19 protein-coding genes and 1 tRNA gene are annotated in these 23,037 nt (G+C 73.7%); 16 read left to right on the forward strand and 4 right to left on the reverse strand.

Going from position 1 to position 23,037, the window contains the following annotated elements:
• Positions 1-47: 47 nt before the first annotated feature.
• The 12 genes from AB0927_RS35315 (at position 48) to AB0927_RS35370 (ending at position 11,971) form a co-directional block, all read left to right on the forward strand.
• On the forward strand, positions 48-833 hold the full coding sequence (locus AB0927_RS35315) for an SGNH/GDSL hydrolase family protein (protein WP_366671954.1): 786 nt from the start codon (positions 48-50) through the stop codon (positions 831-833).
• Between the two features lie 300 nt (positions 834-1,133).
• Complete coding sequence (locus AB0927_RS35320; protein WP_366671912.1) at positions 1,134-2,300, forward strand: MBL fold metallo-hydrolase; 1,167 nt, start codon at positions 1,134-1,136, stop codon at positions 2,298-2,300.
• 376 nt (positions 2,301-2,676) lie between these two features.
• On the forward strand, positions 2,677-4,449 hold the full coding sequence (locus AB0927_RS35325) for an ATP-binding protein (protein WP_366671913.1): 1,773 nt from the start codon (positions 2,677-2,679) through the stop codon (positions 4,447-4,449).
• Positions 4,450-4,524: 75 nt separating this feature from the next.
• Complete coding sequence (locus AB0927_RS35330; RefSeq protein WP_366671914.1) at positions 4,525-4,959, forward strand: roadblock/LC7 domain-containing protein; 435 nt, start codon at positions 4,525-4,527, stop codon at positions 4,957-4,959.
• 2 nt (positions 4,960-4,961) lie between these two features.
• Positions 4,962-5,333, forward strand: coding sequence for a DUF742 domain-containing protein (locus AB0927_RS35335; protein ID WP_366671915.1), 372 nt, complete (start codon positions 4,962-4,964; stop codon positions 5,331-5,333).
• On the forward strand, positions 5,311-5,913 hold the full coding sequence (locus AB0927_RS35340; RefSeq protein WP_366671916.1) for an ATP/GTP-binding protein: 603 nt from the start codon (positions 5,311-5,313) through the stop codon (positions 5,911-5,913). Before AB0927_RS35335 ends, AB0927_RS35340 begins: the two co-directional genes overlap by 23 nt.
• Positions 5,914-5,975: 62 nt before the next feature.
• Positions 5,976-6,551: a GAF domain-containing protein gene (locus AB0927_RS35345; protein WP_366671917.1), complete on the forward strand. Its 576-nt coding sequence runs from the start codon at positions 5,976-5,978 to the stop codon at positions 6,549-6,551.
• Positions 6,552-6,729: 178 nt separating this feature from the next.
• Entirely contained in the window at positions 6,730-7,758 is a 1,029-nt protein-coding gene (gene tdh / locus AB0927_RS35350; protein ID WP_366671918.1) for an L-threonine 3-dehydrogenase, read from the forward strand.
• A 29-nt stretch (positions 7,759-7,787) separates the two neighbouring features.
• Positions 7,788-8,981 carry a glycine C-acetyltransferase gene (locus AB0927_RS35355; protein ID WP_366671919.1) on the forward strand — a complete coding sequence of 398 codons (1,194 nt, stop codon included), beginning with the start codon at positions 7,788-7,790 and terminating at the stop codon, positions 8,979-8,981.
• 31 nt (positions 8,982-9,012) lie between these two features.
• A complete protein-coding gene (locus AB0927_RS35360; RefSeq protein WP_366671921.1) occupies positions 9,013-9,915 on the forward strand; it encodes a LysR family transcriptional regulator in 903 nt (300 codons plus the stop codon).
• An 82-nt stretch (positions 9,916-9,997) separates the two neighbouring features.
• Positions 9,998-10,357, forward strand: a complete 360-nt coding sequence (locus tag AB0927_RS35365) for an MmcQ/YjbR family DNA-binding protein (protein WP_366671922.1) — start codon at positions 9,998-10,000, stop codon at positions 10,355-10,357.
• Positions 10,358-10,708: 351 nt separating this feature from the next.
• Positions 10,709-11,971, forward strand: a complete 1,263-nt coding sequence (locus AB0927_RS35370; protein WP_366671923.1) for an MFS transporter — start codon at positions 10,709-10,711, stop codon at positions 11,969-11,971.
• A 26-nt stretch (positions 11,972-11,997) separates the two neighbouring features.
• Here the strand turns inward: AB0927_RS35370 and AB0927_RS35375 are convergent, their stop codons facing one another.
• Entirely contained in the window at positions 11,998-12,909 is a 912-nt protein-coding gene (locus AB0927_RS35375; RefSeq protein WP_366671924.1) for a transketolase C-terminal domain-containing protein, read from the reverse strand.
• 55 nt (positions 12,910-12,964) lie between these two features.
• Entirely contained in the window at positions 12,965-13,672 is a 708-nt protein-coding gene (locus tag AB0927_RS35380) for a transketolase (RefSeq protein ID WP_366671925.1), read from the reverse strand.
• Positions 13,673-13,797: 125 nt separating this feature from the next.
• Between AB0927_RS35380 and AB0927_RS35385 the strand changes: the two genes are divergently transcribed.
• The 4 genes from AB0927_RS35385 (at position 13,798) to AB0927_RS35400 (ending at position 17,198) form a co-directional block, all read left to right on the forward strand.
• Positions 13,798-13,871: transfer RNA gene (locus AB0927_RS35385), tRNA-Pro, on the forward strand.
• Between the two features lie 117 nt (positions 13,872-13,988).
• On the forward strand, positions 13,989-15,032 hold the full coding sequence (locus tag AB0927_RS35390) for a trypsin-like peptidase domain-containing protein (protein WP_366671926.1): 1,044 nt from the start codon (positions 13,989-13,991) through the stop codon (positions 15,030-15,032).
• A gap of 126 nt (positions 15,033-15,158) precedes the next feature.
• Positions 15,159-15,323 (forward strand): hypothetical protein, encoded by a 165-nt coding sequence (locus AB0927_RS35395; RefSeq protein ID WP_366671927.1) that lies wholly within the window; start codon positions 15,159-15,161, stop codon positions 15,321-15,323.
• Positions 15,324-15,359: 36 nt separating this feature from the next.
• Positions 15,360-17,198, forward strand: a complete 1,839-nt coding sequence (locus AB0927_RS35400; RefSeq protein ID WP_366671928.1) for an HEXXH motif domain-containing protein — start codon at positions 15,360-15,362, stop codon at positions 17,196-17,198.
• Between the two features lie 71 nt (positions 17,199-17,269).
• Here the strand turns inward: AB0927_RS35400 and fxsT are convergent, their stop codons facing one another.
• The gene (gene fxsT / locus AB0927_RS35405) at positions 17,270-21,238 is read right to left on the reverse strand and encodes an FxSxx-COOH system tetratricopeptide repeat protein (protein WP_366671929.1); all 3,969 of its coding nucleotides are present in this window, start codon (positions 21,236-21,238) and stop codon (positions 17,270-17,272) included.
• A gap of 273 nt (positions 21,239-21,511) precedes the next feature.
• On the reverse strand, positions 21,512-22,996 hold the full coding sequence (locus AB0927_RS35410; RefSeq protein WP_366671930.1) for a hypothetical protein: 1,485 nt from the start codon (positions 22,994-22,996) through the stop codon (positions 21,512-21,514).
• Between the last annotated feature and the right edge of the window lie 41 nt (positions 22,997-23,037).

Consider the following 23,037-nt stretch of genomic DNA (forward strand, 5'->3'; position numbering starts at 1 on the left):
GTGAATCATGGCCCGACGTGGCAGACGATTCGAAGAATGACAGAACAGTGATCGGGTCGTACGTGGCGGTGGGGGACAGCTTCACCGAGGGCGTGGGCGATCCCGGGCCCGACGGGGCGTTCGTGGGCTGGGCCGACCGGTTCGCGGTACTGCTCGCCGACCGGCGGCCCGAGGGCGACTTCCAGTACACCAACCTCGCCGTGCGCGGGAAGCTGCTGGACCAGATCGTGGCCGACCAGGTCCCGGGGGCCGTCGAACTCGCCCCGGACCTGGTCTCCTTCTGCGCGGGCGGCAACGACATCATCCGTCCCGGCACCGATCCGGACGAGGTGGCCGAGCGCTTCGAGGCGGCCGTGGCCCGGCTCGCCGAGGTCGCCGGCACCGTCATGGTGACCACCGGCTTCGACACCCGCGGCGTGCCGCTGCTCAAGCACCTGCGCGGCAAGATCGCCACGTACAACGGGCACGTCCGGGCCATCGCCGACCGGTACGGCTGCCCCGTGCTCGACCTGTGGTCGCTGAGGTCCGTGCAGGACCGCCGGGCCTGGGACAGCGACCGGCTGCACCTCTCGCCCGAGGGACACACCCGCGTCGCGCTGCGCGCCGGGCAGGCGCTCGGCCTCGACGTGCCCGCCGACCCGGAGCAGCCGTGGCCGCCGCTGCCGCCCCGCGGCACCCTGGAGGTCCGCCGCGACGACGTCCACTGGGCCCGCGAGCACCTCGTCCCGTGGATCGGCCGCCGACTGCGCGGCGAGTCCTCCGGCGACCACGTCACGGCGAAGGGCACCCTGTCCCCGGACGACATCCGGATGCGCATCGCCGCCGTGGCCTGACCGCCCCGCGACCGCTTCCGCCCCGACCGCACGCCATCTGGTGCGGCGCGGGGCGTGCGCGTCTCGCGGTGCCCCCCCCGCCGCGCCCTGCCCCGGCACCGCTCCCTGGGCGGCCACCGGTCGAAGCCGCCCCGTCAACCGCTCCCGGCCCACGCCCGGTTGACCACGACGTCCGGCGGAACGGGGCGCGCGGCGGTCGACGGTGCCGCGGGTGTCCCGCGCGGCGATCAGCTCGGCCGTTCCATGATTGTCCGATGAGCGGACCATAATGGGGAGCCCATGACTTCACCGGGAGGTACCGTGACCGGTCCGCGTTCCTCGTCCTCAGGGCCCCGTGTGCCGCGCCCCGCGGCCTTCGGTGTGGACCCGGGCGGTGAGCGCCTGGCACGCATCCGCCGCTCCCCGCACTTCAAGGACGGCGTCTTCCAGAACCCCGGCGGCACCGCGCGCACCCGGCCCGCCGGCTCCCCGCTGGACTTCGCGAAGGTCTTCTTCGACAAGGAGACCCGGCCGCTGCGCGCCCCCCGGGGCACCGTCCCGGTGCACCCCACGACCTTCGCCGACCTCGCCCGGCCGCCCGCCACCGGCCTGCGGCTGACCTGGATGGGACACTCCAGCGTGCTCGCCGAGATCGACGGCCGGAGAGTGCTGTTCGACCCGGTGTGGGGCGAGCGCTGCTCCCCCTTCCCCTTCGCCGGACCCAAGCGGCTGCACCCCGTGCCGCTGCCCCTGGCCGCGCTCGGTGAGGTCGACGTCGTGGTGATCTCCCACGACCACTACGACCACCTCGACCTGCCCACCATCAAGGCGCTGGCCGGCACCGGCACCGTCTTCGCCGTGCCGCTCGGCGTCGGCGCCCACCTCGAACACTGGGGCGTCGCTCCGGACCGGCTGCGCGAGCTGGACTGGCACGAGTCGACCCGCGTCGGCGGGCTCACCCTCACCGCCACCCCGGCCCGCCACTTCTGCGGCCGCGGCCTGCGCAACACCCAGCACACCCTGTGGGCCTCCTGGGTCGTCGCCGGCGAGGAGCACCGGATCTACCACAGCGGCGACACCGGCTACTTCGACGGCTTCAAGGACATCGGCGCCGCCCACGGCCCCTTCGACGCCACGATGATCCAGATCGGCGCCTACAGCGAGTTCTGGCCGGACATCCACATGCGTCCCGACGAGGGGCTGCGCGCCCACCTGGACCTCCAGGGCGGCGCCCCGCACGGCGTCCTCCTCCCGATCCACTGGGGCACCTTCAACCTCGCCCCGCACCCGTGGGCCGAACCGGGGGAGTGGACCAAGGAGGCCGCCGAGGAGACCGGCCAGGCGGTGGCCCTGCCCCGCCCCGGCGAGCCCTTCGAACCCGCCGGCAAGATCCCGGCCGAGGCCTGGTGGCGAGGTGTGTCCGGCGAGGTCCGCCGCACCTGGCGCTCGGTCGGCGCGCTGGTCGCGGAGCCGCCGAAGCGCGGCTGAGGTTCCGCCCCACGGCCACGGACCTACCCGGGGCCAAGGGCGATACTCTGCGTGACATTCGGAGAGGGGTGGGCGCGCGCTTCCGTGGGGTGTCGGACACGGGCAACTGCCGTGAACCGGGCGGGAGTCGAGAGCCGAAACCGGAGTGCGTCCCTCCGACCCCCTCCGCTCTTTCTGACCGCTTTTGATCGGGCCTTATCGATCTTTTTCGAGTCGGCAGGGGTGTGTCCAACCGGGTCATCGGTCTTTCGTACGGGTCCTCATACCAGAGCGGGACGTCGGGCGGGGGAGTTCCGCAACTGCCGCTCGCGCAGGGGGTGGAGGCAACTACCGTGAGTGTCCGACCCAGGCCCGACGGACCCGTACGAGGACGCAGATGTCTCACCTTCGCGCACCGGGCAGCGGGCGGCACGGTCGCCCGGTCGCCCGGCCCGCTCCCGCACTGCCCGAGACCCACATACGGCCCCAGCTGACGCGGCTCGCCGTGCTGCCCCCGCTCGCGGTCGCACTCGGCGCCACCGCCGCCGTCCTGTTCACCGTCCGCTCCACCGGCGTCCGCACCGGCCCCGTCCTGTGGGCCGTGCTCGGCGGCGCCGTCACCGTGGCCGTCGCCGCCGTCCTGATCGCCGCCGTGGCCGCCGACCGCGCCGCCCGCACCGTCACCGACCACATCGACGCCCTGCGCCGCACCGCCGCCCGCGGCGAGGCCGACCTGCGCGAACTCGTCGACGCCCTGGGCAAGGGGGAGGCCCCGCCGCAGCCCCCGTCCCGCCGCGGGCCGCCCGCGGACGCCGACGGCTTCGAACTGCTCGCCGCCGACCTCGCCCGCGCGCACGACGGCGCCGTCGCCGCCGTCGTACGGGCCGCCCGGCTCTCCAGCCACGCGGACAGCGAGCAGAAGCTGGAGGTCTTCGTCAACCTCGCGCGCCGGCTCCAGTCCCTCGTGCACCGCGAGATCTCGATCCTCGACGATCTGGAACACGAGATCGAGGACCCCGACCTGCTCAAGGGCCTCTTCCACGTGGACCACCTGGCCACCCGCATCCGGCGGCACGCCGAGAACCTCGCCGTGCTCGGCGGCGCCGTCTCCCGGCGGCAGTGGAGCAACCCGGTGAGCATGACCGAGGTGTTGCGCTCCGCCATCGCCGAGGTCGAGCAGTACTCCAGGGTCAAGCTGGTGCCCCCGACCGACGGCGAACTGCGCGGCCACGCCGTCGCCGACGTCATCCACCTGCTCGCCGAACTCATCGAGAACGCCACGGTGTTCTCCGCCCCGGGGACCCAGGTGCTGCTGCACGCCAACCTCGTCACCTCCGGTCTCGCCGTCGAGGTCGAGGACCGCGGGCTCGGCATGCCCGCCGGCGAACAGAACCGGATGAACGCCCTGCTCGCCGACCCCGACCGGGTCAACGTCGCCAGCCTGCTGGCCGACGGCCGCATCGGCCTCTACGTCGTCTCCCAACTCGCCCGCCGGCACGGCATCGGCGTGCGGTTGCAGAGCAACATCTACGGCGGCGTCCAGGCCGTGATCGTCGTACCCGAGGCGCTGCTCGGCACACCGCAGCCGGAGCTCGCGGCGCCGGCCGCCGCGATGCCGTCCGTACCGGTCGCCGCGATGCCGTCCGCGCCCCCGCTGCCCGTCCGCGGCACCCACCACGAGCGCACCGCCCCCGCCGAGGCGGCACCCGGCAGCCGGGCCCGGCACCACGCGGTGGCCGAGGAGCCCGAGGGCGCCTTGCCCACCCCGCGCGTCGACCCGGTGCGCGGCACCACGGCCAGGCCCCGGCTGCCGCGCCGCCGCGCCCAGGAGAACCTGGTCCCCCAGCTCCGCGGCGGCCCCGCGCCCCGCCAGGACGACGACACCCTCGGCGGCCACGACCCCGGACTGATGGCGGCCTTCCAGCGCGGGATCGGCCTCGCCGAGGCCCGGCAGCCCGCGGACGAGCGGCATCCACACGCCGGGCACCCGCACGCCGGGCAGCCGCAGCCCGCGGCCATCCCCTCGGTCGAGCCCGCGCGCGTCCGCGTCGCCCAGCCGGAGCACGACCCGGCCCAAGTGCCGCTGCCGCACGGCCACCTGGAGCACGCCCGCACCGATCCACCGCCCCTGTCCGCCGGCCCGGCCGAGGGAAGCGCACCGGCCGGCTGAGCCCCGTACCAGTCCGTGCGACCCCCAACCCCCAGTGCCCCCACAGAACTTCGTACCCCAAGGAGTCGATCCACCATGGCGAGCGACGCGCCGACCGCTCACGCATCCGACCTCGACTGGCTGCTCAGCGGCCTCGTGCAGCGCGTACCGCACACCAGCAGCGCGGTGCTCCTGTCCTGCGACGGACTGGTGAAGTCCGTGCACGGTCTCGACCCCGACAGCGCCGACCACATGGCCGCCCTCGCCTCCGGCCTGTACTCGCTCGGCCGCAGCGCGGGCGTCCGGTTCGGGGACGGCGGCGACGTACGGCAGGTCGTCGTGGAACTCGCCTCGACCCTGCTGTTCGTCACCACCGCCGGATCCGGCACCTGCCTCGCGGTGATGGCGGGCCGCGAGGCCGACGCGGCCGTACTCGGCTACGAGATGGCGATGCTGGTCAAGAGCGTCCGCCCCTACCTGGTCACCGCCCCCCGGCAGCACGCCGTCGAACCCACGGCGCCGAGGCATTGAGCGTGGCCGCGGCCGGCGACGGACCCTGGCTGGACGACGCGGCCGGCCGGCTCGTGCGTCCCTTCACGGTCAGCGACGGCCGCACCGAGCCCACCGTCGCGCTCGATCTGATCTCGCAGGTGATGGCCACCGGGGTCACCCCGCTCGGCTACCTCGGCCCCGAGCACGCCCAGGCGCTCGACCTGTGCCGGGCACCGGTCTCGGTCGCCGAGGTCGCCGCGCACCTGAAACTGCCCGCGGTGGTCACCAAGGTCCTGCTCGCGGACCTGGTCGACTGCGGGGCGCTGACCACCAAGCCCCCCGCGTTCCACCACACTCCCACCGACCGGTCCCTGCTGGAGGCAGTGCTCGATGGACTACGACGACAGCTCTGACCCCTTCCCCACCGCGCTCAAGATCCTCGTGGCGGGCGGGTTCGGAGTCGGCAAGACCACCTTCGTGGGCGCGGTCAGCGAGATCGCCCCGCTGAGCACGGAGGAGCTGCTCACCACGGTCGGTGCCGAGACCGACAGCCTCGAAGGCATCGAGAACAAGATGGAGACCACGGTCGCCATGGACTTCGGCCGGATCTCCCTCGATCCGGACCATGTGCTGTACCTGTTCGGCACCCCCGGGCAGGAGCGGTTCTGGTTCATGTGGGACGAGCTGTCCGAGGGCGCGCTCGGCGCGGTGATCCTCGCCGACACCCGCCGGCTCCAGGACTGCTTCGCCGCCGTGGACTTCTTCGAGGAGCGCGGACTCGGCTTCGTCGTCGCCGTCAACGAGTTCGACGGGGGCCACCGCTACGACACCGAGGAGGTGCGCGCCGCCATCGACCTCGATCCCGAGGTCCCGGTCGTGCGCTGCGACGCCCGGATCTCCAGCTCCGGCGTGCAGACCCTGCTCGCCCTCGTCCGCCACCTGCTCGCCCACACCCCGGAGCCCGCGCCGAGCCACGGCGCCGCGCACCGGTGATCCCGCCCAACCGCCCACGGAGTTCCCCAGATGAGGCACCCGCACAGCGACGGAGCCCGGCCATGAGCTACGAGCCGCCCCGGCCGGTCCGCGGTCTGCTGCTCACCCCCGAGGACAAGGAGGCCCCCGCCCGCGTCCGGCGGCTGCGGGCGCTCGGCCTCGGAGAACGCCCCGACCCCGCGCTCGACGCCTTCGCGGACCATCTCGCCCACCTCACCGCCGCGCCCTACGCCATGGTCAACTTCGTCGGCGAGGACCGGCAGCTCTTCGCCGGCCTGCGCGCCCCGGCCGTCGCGCCGGTCCTGCGGGAGGACGGCAGCAGGGCGGAGTGGGGCCGGACACTCCCCCGCGACCACGGGTTCTGCCCCCATGTGGTGGTCCGCCGCAAGGCCCTGGTGCTGGAGGACGTCCGCGACTATCCCCGGTTCGCGGGCAACCCCGTCGTGGACGAGTACGGCATCCGCTCCTACCTCGGCGCCCCGCTCCTCGACGGCACCGGCATGGCGCTCGGCACCGTGTGCGCCGCCGACACCGGGCCCCGCGCCTGGGGCAGGGAAGGGCTGGAGACCATCAAGGCGCTCGCCGCCGATCTCGTCGTCCGCATCGAACGCAGCGCGCGGGACGGGCTGCCCATCTGACGATCGGCTCGTGTGACGGACGGGGCGTGAAGGAAAGCTGAGGCGGCGGTTAAGAAAAGCTCGATGGACCCCGGCCCCGCGCATACGGCAGATTGCAGGGTGATTCCACCCCTCTGACCCGGTGCGGGCGCCTTCGGCATGCCCGCGTCCGGGACCTCACCCAACAGGAGCCGCACGCGTGAAGGCGCTGGTCAAGGACAAGGCGGAGCCCGGACTCTGGCTGACGGACGTCCCCGAGCCCGCGATAGGGCCCGCCGACGTACTGATCAAGGTCCTGCGGACCGGTATTTGCGGCACCGACCTGCACATCTGGGCCTGGGACGGCTGGGCGCGGCAGGCGATCAGCACCCCGCTGGTGGTCGGACACGAGTTCGTCGGCGAGGTCGTGGAGGTCGGCCGGGGCGTCACCGACGTCCGGATCGGCGACCGGGTCAGCGGCGAGGGGCACCTGGTGTGCGGCAAGTGCCGCAACTGCCTGGCCGGGCGCCGGCATCTGTGCCGGGCCACCGTCGGCCTCGGCGTCGGCCGCGACGGCGCGTTCGCCGAGTACGTCGCCCTGCCCGCGTCCAACGTGTGGGTGCACCGCGTCCCGGTCGACCTCGACGTCGCCGCGATCTTCGACCCGTTCGGCAACGCCGTGCACACCGCCCTGTCCTTCCCGCTGGTCGGCGAGGACGTCCTGATCACCGGCGCGGGCCCGATCGGCCTCATGGCCGCCGCCGTCGCCCGGCACGCGGGCGCCCGCAACGTCGTCATCACCGACGTCAGCGAGGAGCGCCTGGACCTGGCCCGCAAGATCGGCGTCAGCCTCGCCCTGAACGTTGCCGAGGCCACGATCGCCGACGGACAGCGGGAGCTGGGACTGCGCGAGGGCTTCGACATCGGCCTGGAGATGTCCGGCAGGCCCGAGGCCATGCGCGACATGATCGCCAACATGACGCACGGCGGCCGGATCGCCATGCTCGGCCTGCCGTCCCAGGAGTTCCCCGTCGACTGGGCCCGCGTCGTCACCTCGATGATCACCATCAAGGGCATCTACGGCCGGGAGATGTTCGAGACCTGGTACGCGATGTCGGTGCTGCTGGAGGGCGGCCTCGACCTCGCCCCCGTGATCACCGGCCGGTACGGCTACCGCGACTTCGAGGCGGCCTTCGCGGACGCCGCGAGCGGCAAGGGCGGCAAGGTCATCCTCGACTGGACCGCGTAAGTCACCCGCTTTTCCTAGGAGCTTCTGTCATGTTCGACACCGTCCGCGACGACCTGCGCACCACCCTCGACGAGATCCGCGCCGCCGGCCTGCACAAGCCCGAGCGGGTCATCGGCAGCCCGCAGTCCGCGACCGTCGAGGTCACCGCCGGCGGCCGCCCCGGCGAGGTCCTCAACTTCTGCGCCAACAACTACCTCGGCCTCGCCGACCACCCCGAGGTGATCGCCGCCGCCCACGAGGCCCTGGACCGCTGGGGCTACGGCATGGCCTCGGTGCGCTTCATCTGCGGCACCCAGGAGGTGCACAAGGAGCTGGAGGCGCGCCTGTCCGCGTTCCTCGGCCAGGAGGACACGATCCTCTACTCCTCCTGCTTCGACGCCAACGGCGGTGTCTTCGAGACCCTGCTCGGCGAGGAGGACGCGGTGATCTCCGACGCCCTCAACCACGCCTCCATCATCGACGGCATCCGGCTGTCCAAGGCCCGCCGCTACCGCTACGCCAACCGCGACCTCGCCGACCTGGAGGCGAAGCTGAAGGAGGCGTCCGGCGCGCGCCGCCGGCTGATCGTCACCGACGGCGTGTTCTCCATGGACGGCTATGTCGCCCCGCTGAGCGAGATCTGCGACCTCGCCGACCGCTACGACGCGATGGTCATGGTGGACGACTCGCACGCCGTCGGCTTCGTCGGCCCCTCCGGCCGCGGCACCCCCGAGCTGCACGGCGTCATGGACCGCGTGGACATCCTCACCGGCACCCTCGGCAAGGCCCTCGGCGGCGCCTCCGGCGGCTATGTCGCCGCCCGCGCCGAGATCGTCGCCCTGCTGCGCCAGCGCTCGCGCCCGTACCTGTTCTCCAACACCCTCGCCCCGGTGATCGCGGCGGCCTCCCTCAAGGTCCTCGACCTGCTGGAGTCGGCCGACGACCTGCGGGTACGGCTGGCCGAGAACACCGCGCTGTTCCGGTCCCGGATGATCGAGGAGGGCTTCGACATCCTCCCCGGCGACCACGCCATCGCCCCCGTGATGATCGGCGACGCGGCGCAGGCCGGCCGCATGGCCGAGCTGCTGCTGGAGCGGGGCGTGTACGTGATCGGCTTCTCCTTCCCGGTCGTCCCGCAGGGCCAGGCCCGCATCCGCGTCCAGCTCTCCGCCGCGCACTCCACCGAGGACGTCGACCGCGCGGTGGCCGCCTTCGTCGCGGCGCGCGCGGAGCTGGCGGCCTGACCAGGGGATACCGCCTGGGATAATCGGGGGCATGATCGAGGCACGGCGGCTCCACATCCTCCGTGCGGTGGCCGACCACCGCACGGTCACCGCGGCGGCCGCCGCGCTCTATCTCACCCCCTCGGCCGTCTCCCAGCAGCTGACGGCCCTGGAGCAGGAGACCGGCCACCGGCTGGTCGACCGGGGTGCCAAGGGCGTACGGCTCACTCCGGCCGGCGAGATCCTGCTCAGCCACACCAACGCGGTCCTCGCCCAGTTGGAACGCGCCGAGGCGGAACTCGCGGCGTACGGCTCGGGCGAGGCAGGCACGGTCACCGTGGCGGCCTTCGCGACCGGCATCGCCCAGGTCGTGGCCCCGGCGGTGGCCCGCCTCGCCCACACCGCGCCCGGCATCCGCATCCGGGTGCGGGACGCCGAGGGCGACGCCAGCCTGCCGATGGTGCTGGACCGGCAGGTGGACGTGGCGGTGGCCGTCGAGTACCGGGGCGCACCGGCCGCGGACGACCCCCGGCTGACCCATGTCCCGCTCTACGCGGAGCCGTTCGACGCCGTCGTCCCCGTCGGCCACCGCCTCGCGGACTCGGCCGAGGTCCCGCTCGCCGAGCTGGCCAAGGACACCTGGATCGGGCCCTACCCCGGCAATCCCTGCCATGACGTCGTCGTCCTCGCCTGCGAGAGCGCCGGGTTCCAGCCCCGCCTCGAACACTCCTCCGACGATTTCCGTGCCGTCGTCGCCCTCGCCTCCGCCGACGCGGGCGTCGCCCTCGTCCCCCGCTCCGCCCTGCGCGGCATGGACCTCACCGACGTGATCGTCCGCCCGGTCGACGGCGTGGCCCCCACCCGCCGCGTCTTCGCCGCGGTGCGCCGGGGCGCGGAGGGGCATCCGCTGATCAGGCCGGTGCTGGCGGCGCTGGGGGCGGCGGCCCGGACGTGAGCGCGGCGTAGCGGATCCGCGGGCCGACGCTCACCGCTCCGGGCGCCCGGGATTGTCAGTGGCCGGCGCTACGGTCCGTGGCATGACGGATGCCGAAGACGTACGCCGGATCGCGCTGTCCTTCCCGGACACCGCGGAGAAGACCGCCTGGAACATGCCCACCTTCCGCGTGGCCGGGAAGATGTTCGCGACGCTGCCGGAGGACGAGACGTCCGTCGCCGTGCGCTGTCCGAAGGAGGAGCGGGACGAACTGGTGCTGGCCGAGCCGGAGAAGTTCTGGATCGCCGGGCACGAGGCCCAGTTCGCCTGGATCAGAGCGCGGCTGGCGGAACTTGAGGACGAGGCGGAGCTCCGGGACATCCTCGCCGACTCCTGGCGCCAGGCCGCCCCGCCCCGACTCCTGGAATCCCACCCGGAGTTGGGGACGCCGCCCAGCCGGTGAAAATCCCGGTGACCGGGGGAGGGGGAGTGGCATGATCTCGCGCGGTTCCTAGGAGGGAGAGCGGGGATGACTGGGGCGGGGCCGGGCGGGGATGGTGCCACCGGGGGTGCGCGGGGTGACGGGAGACGAGAGGCCGGCCCGGGGGCGGCGGGAGGGGCCGGGGAGCCGGGGGCGCGGCGCGCGGCCCGAGGGGCGGGCACACCGGCCGACGCGGGGCGCGGGGCCGGGGCGGGCGTGCGGTCGGACGTGCGGCGCGGCGGTGGGCGGGGAGCCGAGCCGGACGCGCGGCGTGGCGATGGGCGCGCGGGGCGTCCGGACGCGGGGCCGGGCGGGGAGCCGGGCGCCGGGGCGGTGGGCCGGTGGAGCGTGCGGCCACGGAGCACCCGGGCCCGGAGTGTCTGGTCGCGTGACTTCGGTCTGTTCTTCGTGGCCCGGGCCGTCGCGCGGCTCGGGGACACCATGCTGCCGGTGGCGCTGGCCGCCGGGCTGCTCGAACACGGGTACGGCGCGGGCGCGGTGGGACTGGCCATGGCGGCGTCGACCGCGGCCTTCGGCGGGCTGGTCGTCTTCGGCGGGGTGATCGCCGACCGGTTCAGCACCCGCCGGTTGATGATCGGCGCCGACCTGGTGCGGGTCTGCACCCAGTCCCTCGCCGCGGGGCTGTTCTTCGCCGGGCACGTGGCGCTGTGGGAGCTCTGCGCCATCGGCTTCGTCAACGGGGTGGCCGCCGCCGTGTTCCAGCCCGGCGTGGCCAGCACGGTTCCGCAGCTCGCCGCCGACGTCCAGGGCGCCAACGGCGCGATCCGCATCGCCGAGTCCGCCGCCCAGCTCGCCGGCCCGGCCGTCGCCGGTGTCCTCGTCGGTTTCGCCTCGCCCGGCGGTGTGTTCGCCGCGCACGCCGGGACGTACGCGGTCAGCGCCCTGTGCCTGCTGCTGCTCCGGCTGCCGCCGCTGCCCCCGGACGCGCGCGCCGCCACCGGTCGCGGCCTGCGCGCCTTCCGGGCCGATCTGGGCAAGGGCTGGCGGGAGTTCAGGTCCCGGACCTGGCTGTGGTCCGTGATCGCCATCTGGTGTCTGTACATGATCGCGGTGAACGGCCCGACCGTCCCCCTGGTGGCCACCGAGGTGGTCCAGCACCACGGCCCGCGCGCCTACGGCCTGGTCAACTCGGCCCTCGGCGCCGGCACCGTCGTCGGCGGCCTGCTCGCCCTCCGGCTGCGTCCCCGCCGGATGCTCCGGGCGGGCGCGCTGTCCCTGTGCGTCTACTTCACGTTCCCGGGGGCCGTCGGTCTCGGCCTCGGCGTGCCGGCCATGGCGGCGGGCGCGGCGCTCGCGGGGGCCGGGATGTCCTTCTGGGGCGTGATGTGGGCGACGAGCGTACAGACCCAGGTGCCCGCCGAGGCCCTCAACCGCATCCACGCCTACGACGTCGCGGGCTCCCTCGCCATGATGCCGGTCGGCCAGGCCGTCGCGGGCCCCGCCGCCGGTGTGCTGGGCGCCGGCCACGTCCTGCTGGTCGCCGCCGTGACCAGCCTCGCCGTGGTCGTCCTCCTCCTCGCCGTCCCCGCGATACGCGGCCTGGTACGCGCCGACGCCGCCCCGGCACCGGGCTGACGCCGCCCGCGATCCGGCGCCGGGACTCACACCCCGGCGCCCGCCCCCAGGAACCCCCCGATCCGCTCCCGCAGCCCCCGCGCGTCCAGGCCGTGCGCGGCGGCATGCTCCTCGACCGTGCCGTAGCGCCGCAGCTCCCGGCGGCCGACGCCGAGGCCGAGGACCCGGTGCGGGAGGTCCGCGAGGGCGTCGTTCACCGCGGCGGTCGACGTGCCCGCGAGATACGGTTCGGCCACCACCACCTCCGTCCCCGCCGCCCCGGCCGCCCTGCGCAGCCCGGCCGCGTCGAACGGTCGTACGGTCGTCGCGTAGAGCACGGTCACGTCCATGCCCTCCGTCGCGTCGAGCGCCGCGTCCAGCAGCGGGCCCACCGCGATCACCACACCGGCACGCCCTTCCCGCACGGTCACGAACCGCTCGCCGTCCACCGGCCGCGCCTGCCGGTTGGACTGCGCGGACAGCCGTACGTAGACCCGGTCGTCGCCCGCGGCGACCGCGTGGCGCAGCAGGGTCCCGGCCTCGTCGGGGTGGCCCGGCACATGGACGGTCCAGCCGTCCAGGGTGTCCAGCAGCGCCACATCGCCCGGCGCCATATGCGTGAACCCGCCGGCCGGCCAGTCGAAGGAGGCGGCCGCGCTGACCAGCACCGCCCCCGTGTCCTGATGCCCGAAGTCCAGCTTGACCTGCTCGAACGGCCGCTCCACCAGAAAGCTGGCGAAGGTGTGCACGACAGGCCGCAGCCCGGTCAGCGCCATTCCGGCCGCCGCCCCCACCAGGAGCTGCTCGCGGATGCCGACGTTGATCACCCGGTCGGGATGCCGGGCGCTCGCCTCGCGGAGGGCGTCCTTGCCGACCTCGGCGAGGACCACGGCGACCCGCGGGTCCTCGTCCAGGAGCCGGGAGACGACGGGAGCGAAACGGTCACGCATGGTGTCCATGGGATTGCCGCCCTTTCGGAGCGTGAGGAAAGTGCGAGGGAAAGCGGGGCGTTCTTCAGGCGTTCTTCGGCTCGACCCGGGCCACGACCACATGCGGCCGCCCCGGATGCGGCGCGGTGAACGCCTCGTACAGGGCCGCGTGGTCGCGCCCGTCGACGGTCACCGCCGACCAGCCGGCGGCCTCGAACCGGGCGGCGATCCCGCCGGGCCGGGCGTGGCTGGCGGAGGCGTTGTCCACCACCACGGTGTGCAGCCGGTCCAGCCCGGCGGGCCCGGCGAAGGCGATGGCCTCGTGGTTGCTGCCCTCGTCCAGCTCGGCGTCCCCGGTCAGCACCCAGACCGCCGGCTCGGTGCGGCCCTGGGCCCGCAGCCCCAGCGCGGTCCCCACGCCGAGGGGCAGCCCGTGCCCGAGGGAGCCGCTGCCGATCTCGGCCCCCGGCACCAGCACCCGGTCCGGGTGGTGCCCGAGCGGGGAGTCGTACCCGCCGAACCCCGGCAGCCAGCCGACCGGCAGGAAGCCCTTGGCGGCCAGTACCGCGTAGTACGCCATCGGACCGTGTCCCTTGCTCAGCAGGAACCGGTCCCGGCCCGGATCCGCCGCCCGCTCCGGCGTGACGCGCAGCACCCGGTCGTAGAGCACCCACAGCACGTCGAGCGTGGAGGTGGCCGCCGGGCCGTGCTTCTCGTCCCCCGTCATCAGGCTCATCAGCCCGGGCAGGTCGGCGTACTCGTGGAGGCGGTGGTCGTCCGCTGTGATCGTCATGTACGACAGCCTGCGACCTCGACCGAACTTGAGGTCAACCCCGGAAGACGTGCGCGATCACCGAGCCGAGTGCGGTATTGTTTCCTTGCACGTTGTGACCGGGGAAACCCCAGGTCAAACGGCACCGGGACGTGGCGCAGCTTGGTAGCGCACTTGACTGGGGGTCAAGGGGTCGCAGGTTCAAATCCTGTCGTCCCGACTTGAGAGAGTCGGATCAGAGGGGCGGCACCGGAGAAATCCGGTGCCGCCCCTCGATCGTTCTCCCGGCGGCCCCGGGCGCCGCGTACCCCTGGGGCACGGGGGGTAGAGGACGGGTGTGAGGGGACCGGGGGAAGAGGGGCTGGACGCGGCGCGGGTGGCCGAGGTCCTGGTGGCGGGGACACCGGCGCGGCGGGGGTCCGGGTACCGGGTCGGGGACGGCTGTGTGCTGACGGCCGCTCATGTCGTCGCGGAGGCCACCTCCGTGCGGGTACGGTTCGACGCGGACCGGCCGGGGGAGTGGAGCGCTCCCGCACGGGTCGTGCTGTCGTCCGTGGCCGCCGACGTCGCGCTGCTGGAGCTCGAGCGCGTGCCCGCGGACCGCACCGGCGTCGAACCGCCGCGCTACGCCGTCGTGCCCGACGCGGACGTGGTGCTGTCCTTCAGCGCGATGGGCTTCCCGCGCTTCAAGCTGCGCGAGGACGAGGACGCGCCGGGTCGGTACCGGGACTCCTGCCACGTCACCGGCACCGTCTCGGTCCTGTCCAACCTGCGCGAGGGCACCCTGGAACTGGCCCTCGCCGCGCCGCCCGCCGACCCCGAGCCGCACCGCTCCCCCTGGGAAGGCATGTCGGGCGCGGCCGTGTGGTGCGGGGGCGCGGTGATCGGCATGGTCAGCGCCCATCACCGGGCCGACGGACTGGGCAGGCTCGCGGCCCGCCGGGTGGAGCGGTGGTACGACTCGCTCACCGCGGCGGAGCTGGAGAGGTTCCGGCGGGGTGCCGGCCTGCCGCCGCGCGACGCGCTCGGCATCGCCGACGGGGCCGCGGGGCGCCGCCCGGCCGGCGGGCTGGCGGGGCTGCCCTCCGACCTGCCGCTGCGCGAACTCGCGGAACTGGTCGAGGCGTTGACCGCCGTGCCGGCACTGCGCAGCGGTAACGGCATGGGCCTCGTGCTGGACAGCATCAGCGACCGCGTCGCGGCCAACAGCCCCCGTGACCCCCGGCTGCGCATGGACGTCTACGGCATCGTCCGCACCTGCCTGCGCTATCCGGGCACCCTCGACCAACTCCTGGAGGCCGTACGGCTGCTGGAGGGACCCTCGCCCGAAGTGGACCGGGTGGACGGCGCGGCCGCCCGGCTCGCCCGGTACCGCGGCTGACTCGATCTCGCGGCGCCGGAAGGCCACAGGGTTGCGGCCGGTGCGGTGCTGGGTCATGCTGGTCGAGGCACCGATAATGCATAACTGGTAGACACGGGAGGGGACTTGGCATCCGTGGAGCATCCGATGCCTGCCGTCGAGTCCGGTCTCGTCGATCTCTCGGGCATCTCCCTCGAAGCGCTGCGCTCCATGGACGGCGAGACGTTCACCGAGTCCCTGGAGCAACTGCTGCATCACATCGACGGCCCGCAGGCCATCACGGTGTCATACAGCCCGTCCCGCTTCGACTGAGCGACGAGGTGATCAGCAGGGTGCTGTGGGGGACACGTGGCCGCTGATGCCACGACGACGGGGGAACATCTGCCGTACCACCGGCTCTCGGCCGCCGGTCTGCGCGCCCTCGCGTGCGGTGAGGGCGACGGCGCGGTCATAGCGGAACTGCTGCACGCGGAGCGCAGCCGCCGGCTCCTGCTGCTGCGCGCGCTGCGCAACGGAGCCTTTCCGGACAGCGCGGACCCGGACGGCATGGACGCGTTCGCACACGGCTGGGACCTGCTGGAACGCGCCCAGCGACACGCTCCCGAGGTGTGCGAGGACCTGCTGATGTCCCCGAACACCGGCATGTGGGTGTCGCTCGCGGTGCGCCGGATCCGAGGCCGGGTCTACGAGGACGCGCCGGACCGGGTGGTCATGGGGCACCTCGCCGCCCTCGCCGCCGCCGCGGCGGCACGGGCCGGACTGGACTTCGACATCACCGTTCCGGCCCGCCGCGGCCTGGTGCCGCTGCCCACGCTGGGCTGCGCGGTGCTGGCGGACCCCGAGCCGTGGGGCACCGCCCGGGTCACGGGGCGTGCCGGGCGGCTGCGCGTCACCGGCGCGGCCGGCGTCGTGGAGGTCCCCGCCGACCCGGACCGGCGCGAGCGGGACTGGATCCCCGTGCGCCGGACGACGCTGGGGGCCGGGGAACAGGCGAAGCCCCTGGTGCTGGAGGAACTGGACCCCTACCGCACGTTCCCCCGTCCGAGCGAGCCCAGCCTGCTGTCCCCGGCGGAGGCGGCCTACTGGGAGTCGTCGCTCGCCGGGGCCTGGGAGGTGCTGCTCCGCGACGATCCGGAGAGCGCCGAGGCGATGCGCCGGGGCCTGATGTCGGTGGCGCCGACCCCCGTGAGAGAAAGGTTTCGGCCGCATAGCAGCACGGCCGGTGACGCCTTCGGCGGCGTCACCGCGTCCCGGCCGGACGACGTCGCCCAGCTCGCCGCGACCCTCGTGCACGAGTTCCAGCACACCAAGCTCGGCGGCCTGATGCACCTGGAACCGCTGAGCGAGGCACCGGCGGACCCCGCGACGCCCGAGACCCTGCTCTACGCCCCCTGGCGTGACGACCCCCGCCCGCTCGGCGGACTGCTCCAGGGCATCTACGCCTTCCTCGGCGTGACCCGCTTCTGGCGCGCCCACCGGCACACCGCCGACCCGGCCTACGCCCCCCTCGCCCACTTCGAGTTCGCGCTCTGGCGCACCCAGGTGTGGGCCACGCTGAACGCCGTCCGCGGCCACGAACGGCTCACCCCGCTCGGCCGGTACGTGGTCGAACGGCTCACCGAACGCTGCGCCGACTGGATGACCGACCAGGTCCCCGAGACCCCGCTGCGCCTGGCCGAGGAGGCCGCGGCCGACCACCAGGCCCGCTGGCGGGCCCACCATCTGCGCCCCCCGGCGAAAGCCGTCGAGGAAGCGGTGCGAGCCTGGCGGCAGGGCGCCCCCAGGTCGCCGTCGGCGCTCGCCGCGGAGCCCCTCCTGGTCCCGGACAGCGAGGTCCGCTTCTCGGACAGCACGGCGGTCCTGGCCCGCCACCACCTCAGCGACCCCGGCGGTTCCTGGCAGCACCCCGGAGGCGTCGACGGCGCCGACCCGGCCGAGGTGCTCCTGCTCCGCGGCGAACACGCCGACGCCCGCGACGCGTTCGCCGCCCGGCTGTCCGCCAAGGGGGCACCCGTCTCCGCCTGGCCCGGCCTCGGCCGCGCCCTCGCGGCCGACCCGGCCCACCGGGGCGCCGCCGCCCTGCTCCTGCACCACCCGGAGCGCGCCCGCGCCGTCCAGGACGCGCTGGAGGCGACGACCGGCCGCCGCGCGGACCCGGTGCGCCTGGCGGCCTGGCTGGGGGCGTGACACACGGGACCGGATGACCCGGCGGGAGGGCTGCGTGGGGGCTCGCCGGGCGGCGGAGCCCCCACCCCCCGTCACAACGGCAGCGGATCGATGTCGCAGTTGGCCCGTCCCCGCTCCCTGAACTGCACCGTCGCCGGGTGCCGCGTCCCCGAGTCCGCCTGGAGGCGCGGAGCGTCCAGGACGCGTTCCATGCGGGTCAGGGTGTCCTCGCGGAGCGCCCTGCACTCGGCCTCGGCGCCGGTCGCGAGGAGGTCGAGGGACAGGTTGGCGGCGCAGGCCAGCGTGGTCGGGTGGTCCTCGCCGAAGGACTCCCGGCACAGGGCCAGCGTCTCCTCGCCGCGCTGCCGCGCCTCCTCGTACCGGCCCACGGCGGCCAGGTCACTGGCCAGGTTGATGGCGCAGACGAGAGCCAGGGGGTGCCCCGTACCGAGCCGTTCGGTGAGCGAGGCGAGCGCCGCCTCGTCCAGCCGCTGCGCCTCCTCGGGCCGGCCGAGCAGCCGCAGGGTGACGGCGAGGTCGATGTCCGCGGACAGGACGTGCGGGTGGTGCGGGTCGTAGATCTGCCGGTACCCCTCGCAGGCCTTCACACCCCGCGTCCGAGCCGCCTGGAGATCGCCGTTCTGCCGCAGCGCGATCGACAGGGCCAGCGCGGCGGCCAGCGACTGGGGATGGGTCTCCCCGTAGCGGCGGGTGAACTGGGCGTGCGCCTCGGTGGCCAGGTCCAGCGACCGCGCGTGGTCGCCCGCCTTGCGGTACGCCTCGCTGAGCTGGCGCTTGGCCTCGACCGTGGTGGGGTTGTTGCGGCCGAACACGTCCTGGCAGGCGCCGAGCACGGCCTCCTGGAGGGCGCGCGCCCCGATGTAGTCGCCCGTCTCGCGGGTGTCGATGGCGACGTGGTTCTCGGAGTGCAGGGTCCGCCGGTCCTCCCGGCCGTACAGCCGCAGCTTCAGGCTCAGCGTGCGCCGGTCGAGTTCCAGCGCGCCCTGGAAGTCACCGACCAGACGCAGGCTCACGCAGAGGTTGTGCGCGATGTTGAGCGTGGTCGGGTCGTCCTCGCCGAAGGCCCGGTGCGCCCGATCGTACGCGATCCGGTCCAGCTCGGCGCCGGTGGCGAACCTGCCCTCCACGCGGCGCACCGCCGCCTCCAGCTGGAGCGCGTCGAGCGCGTCCTCGCGGTTGTCCTCGCCGTCCGCCGACGCGGTGCGCTCGTACACCTCGCGGAGGTGGCTGACCAGCCGCGCCGCGTCGTCGAAGCGGCCCACCACCCAGTACATGAAGCAGAGCCACTGCCCCATCAGGAGGGTCTGCTGGTCCTCCTCGCCGAAGATGTCCAGCCAGGACTTCCATGCCTGCTCGGAGAAATCGAGCGACACGTCGTGGTCGCCCCACCAGTACAGGTACTCCGCGATGTTGTGCACCAGCTGCCGTACCCAGGGCTGGTCGGACTTGATCGCGCCGGCGGCGATCACATGGCTGTACAGCTCCGCGTACCGTGGCCAACTCGCCGGTTCCATGGGCGCCTTGGGGTCGGCGGCGGCCAGCAGCGTGTGCGCCCCGTGCCGCATCCGGGCCTGTTCCTCGGGCGTCATGCGGTTGTTGAGGACCAGCTGCACCAGGCGGTGCATCTCGATGGAGTTCGTCCGGTGGTCGATGCGCGCCAGCGAGTACCGGTTCACCTCCCTTATGGCGCGGGCGAGCCGGATCGGGTCGTTCAGCGCGGCGTCCAGCTCCGGGAAGATGCTGCTGTTGCCCAGGCCGGAGAAGATCGAGCGGGAGATCGGGTCGGGCGCGAAGTAGGAGCAGAGCTGGAGCAGCCGCAGCGCGGCGGGGCTGCGGGTCTCCAGGTGGTCGAGCGAGACGTTCCACGCGGCGGCGACGGGGAGCTGGTAGTCCGGCGGCGGGGCCACTTCGAGCAGTTCCATGCGCTTGTTCTCGAACAGCCGCAGGTACTCGGACGCCGGCATCCCCGTCTCGGCCCGCCAGGCCGCCGCCTGTTCGAGGGCCAGCGGCAGGTCGCCGAGCGCGTCGGCCAGCGCGTCGGCCTCGTCCTCCCGCAGCGGCGGCCCCGAACGGCGCAGCAGTTCCTTGCTCTCCTCACGGGTGAACACGTCCACTTCGAGGGAGCCGCCCACCTGCCCCCAGCGCCGGTTGCGGGAGGTCACGAGGATGGTGCCCCGGCCGCCCTGCGGGAAGTAGTGGCGCACCTGTTCGGGGTTGTCGGCGTTGTCGAAGATGAGCAGCCAGCGCGAGTACGGCCGGCCCTCGCGCAGTGCCTCCCGGACGGCGGGGCCCGCGATGTTGGCCTCGGTGGTGGTCACCAGGCCCAGCCGCTGGGCCAGTTCCACCAGGGCCTGGCCGATCTGTCCGGGCCGCTCGGAGGGGATCCACCACACGATGTCGTACTCGGACTGGTGCCGGTAGGCGTACTCGATCGCGAGCTGGGTCTTGCCGACGCCGCCCATCCCGTGGATCGCCTCCGGCAGCACCGTGGTGGTGCCCTCCCGCAGCCGCTGGTCGAGCAGCTCCAGCAACGCGTCGCGCCCGGTGAAGTTGGGGTTGCGCGGCGGCAGGTTCCCCCAGACGCGCGGCTGTGCGGTGCGCTCTCCCTCCACGGTTTCCTGAGGCGGTGTCGGCATCGATGAGGCTCCTTCGGAAACGGTCCGGGACTCCGGCTCGGCGTCGCGTTCGTCCGCCGCGAAGGCCGGGGCGGACGGATCGGATCCCGTGGATGTGCGTCGCATCTTTTCCAGGGTGAACTTTTCCAGGCTGACTGCGTAGCGTCGATCGTGCCAGCTCAGCACCTTGGCGAGCATCGCGGCACGCTGGTCGTAACGCCCGGACAGGGCACGCAGCGCGGTCAGCTCCACCCGGAAGAAGGTGATGTTGCGGCTGTTGACGCTGGGCATGGCCAGCGTGTCCAGCGGTTCGTCCGGAGCGGGCAGCAGGGAACGGGTCGCCTCGTCCCCGGACAATAACCCCCGGACGTCGTACAGCACCCGCGCGGTCGCGCTGCGGCGCCCCAGCGCCAGCAGTTCCTCGCGGACGTCGGGCGCGAAGTCGAACACCACGTCCGTCAGGCCGTCGCCGCGCGCGGGCACGGGCCGTACCAGACCGCTCATCAGCAGCTCGGAGACGTGCACCGGGCCCGCGTCCGGGGTGGCCGCGACGACCGCCCGGATGACGGGCAGGCTCAGCGGCGCGGCGGCCAGCCGGGTCGCCAGGGTGAACGCCGTGGGGCTGGCGGCGGCCCGGAAGTCGGAGACCCGGTCGGCGGCGGGCACCGGGCTGTACGGGTCGGGCACGTCCTGCGCCCAGGGCAGGGCACGCGCCGCGTCGGGCCTGCTCTTCCACTCCCGCGCCTGCACCGCGGACAGGTCCAGCCACTCGGGCTCGGCCCCGGTCACCAGCCGGGTCAGCGCGGTCGCCCACCGCCCGGACAGGGCCAGCACGGGCACGAGGACGGGGGCGGCGGCCGCCTCGGCGCCGGAGTCGCCGTCGTCCCGCGCATCGGCCGGAGCCTCGCGCTCCGCCCAGCTCCAGGCGCTGTTGGCCACCCACGGGCGCGGGGCGCGGACGCGCACCCGGTACACGTCCAGCCCGGTGCGGAACCACAGGTGCGGGGGCAGCAGATGCACCACGGCGACCGGCTGCGCGCGCCCCCACTCGCGCAGCAGCGGATGCACGGTGCCCAGGCGCCAGCCGGTGGCGATGCCGTCGGTCAGCACGAGCACCACCCGGCGCGCGCCCCCGGCCGGCGCGCCGAGCGGCTCCCCGGCGCGCACCTGCGCCGGATCCGTCTCGTCGGTCCCCAGCAGCCGTACCACCCGCACCCGGGTGAACCGCCCGGACCGCTCCAGCTCCTCGACCAGATCGTCCTCGACGGCTCCGTCCCACACCCGCATCGTGGGATGCGTGTCGACGACGAGCACCGCCTCCACGGGGCCCGGCCCGTCCTTCGGGCCGAGCCGGCTCAGCACACGGGCGGCCTCCCGGCGGGCCCGCGCGGCCTTGGCCGGTCGCTGTTCGTCGTCATCGTGCATGGGTGCTCTCAAGGCGCCGTAGTGACGGTGAGAGTTCTGTGGAGTCCCGCAGACTCCAGGCATGCGTGACATCCACGAACCAAGACTCGCAGCGTGAGCACCCCCGAAGCAAGGACGCGCGGAGGCACGCGGACGGTGTACGCCACAGCACGGCGGAAGCAGGACGGCGGACACGGAACGCACGCGGGCCGGTGGAATCACGCTGATGCATGTCGGGCGCCCCCACTCACAACTGGCGGACGGTCGGTGGCCACGGGGACCCGGCCGGCCGCCTCACGGCTTCACCGGCACATGGGCGGGCCCCGGCGGCTCGGGCTTGCGCTCCGGATCGTCGAGCAGGATCGCCAGATGGCGCCCCACATGGTTGTCCCACCCCTCCGGCCCCATGGCCAGTGCCTCCTTGCGCCAACGTCCGGTCCGCTCCAGCAGCCCGGCCAGCCCCCGGTCCTGCACGATCTCGGCCACCGCCTCCTTGAAGGCGGGATCGGAGCAGTCCCCGCGGTGCCAGATCATGGCCGGAACACCCGCCCTCAGACCCGCCAGGTACTCCTGGCGGCTGGTGGCGGAGTCCGTGCCCGGCGGCTCGCTGAGCACCAGGCAGACGGCCTGCTCGTCCTCCTTCAGCTCCCGTTCCAGATGGAAGTGCGAGTGGCCGGGACGGTTCCAGTACGAGTGCGCCTCCGCCGGACGCTCCTTGAACTGGCGCCACTTGTTGTGCCAGGGACGGTGCCACGCGGCCCTGCGCAGGCGTTCGAAACTGCGGACGAGGACCGTGTAGTCCATCACCAGCGGGGTGGGCGAGGCGGAGTCCGCCTCCTTGTGCCACCACTCGACCGGTTCCCCCAGCAGTTCCCACGGAAGGATGAACTCGAGTACGACGGGTTGCCGCAGATCCGACCAGCGTTCCTCGGTCTGCTCGATGAGCGAGTCCACCTCGGCCGGCAGGTCGTCGCGGTGCAGATGCAGTGTCTCGCCCGGCACGGGGTGCCAGCTCTCCGCGTCCGACTGGCGCCAGTGCGAGAGGTAGTACCGGTCGGGGTCGACCCCGTCCGGCTCGAACTGGATCATCAGATAGGCGGGCATCAGCGAGGCCGGCTGATCGGTGAGGCTGTCGCGCTGCCACTCCGCCATCTGGTCCTCGAAGCCCCAGGTGCGGGCCTGCCGGCGGTTCCAGCGGCGCAGCCGCTCGGCGGCCTCCCGCAGCCCCTCCTCGACCAGTTGGTCCGCGGCCAGCGACAGGAACGCCATGCTCACGGGCAGTTCCCGCGCCGCCGAGTTGCCGCCGGCCAGGCGTAAGAACACCGCCCAGCCCGTGTCGCACCAGGCGGGCAGCTCCTGGGTGCGGGAGCGGCTGGCCCGGCGCGCCATCGCCGCCAGCGTGGCTGAGGAGCGCAGTTCCATCAGGTCGGGGCGCAGCGGGTGCAGATCGGCGCCGTCGAAGAAGTCGACCGCCTCCCACTCGTCCACCAGGCGGTACAGCGCCAGCACGGTGACGGACTGCTGCTCCAGATAGCCGAGGCAGCGCACCAGGCAGGGCAGTCCGTCGGGGACCCGCGCGCAGGCCTCCACGAGCTGGAGCAGATACGGGCGCAGCGTTCTGTTCTGCAACGGCTCGACGGGCGCGCCCAGTTCCTGGCTCAGCATGGTCACCAGCAGATCGGCACTGGTCGGGTGCCGCAGGGTGGCCGATTCCTGGAGCGCGTCGACGACTCCGGCCACCAACTCGTTGCGAACCCGCGCGGGGTTCCGCCCTTCCACCCCCGTGACCTCCGATCGTCACCTGCCGCCGGTTGTGTCCC

The organism is Streptomyces sp. NPDC048106, assembly GCF_040706415.1.
GTDB lineage: Bacteria > Actinomycetota > Actinomycetes > Streptomycetales > Streptomycetaceae > Streptomyces.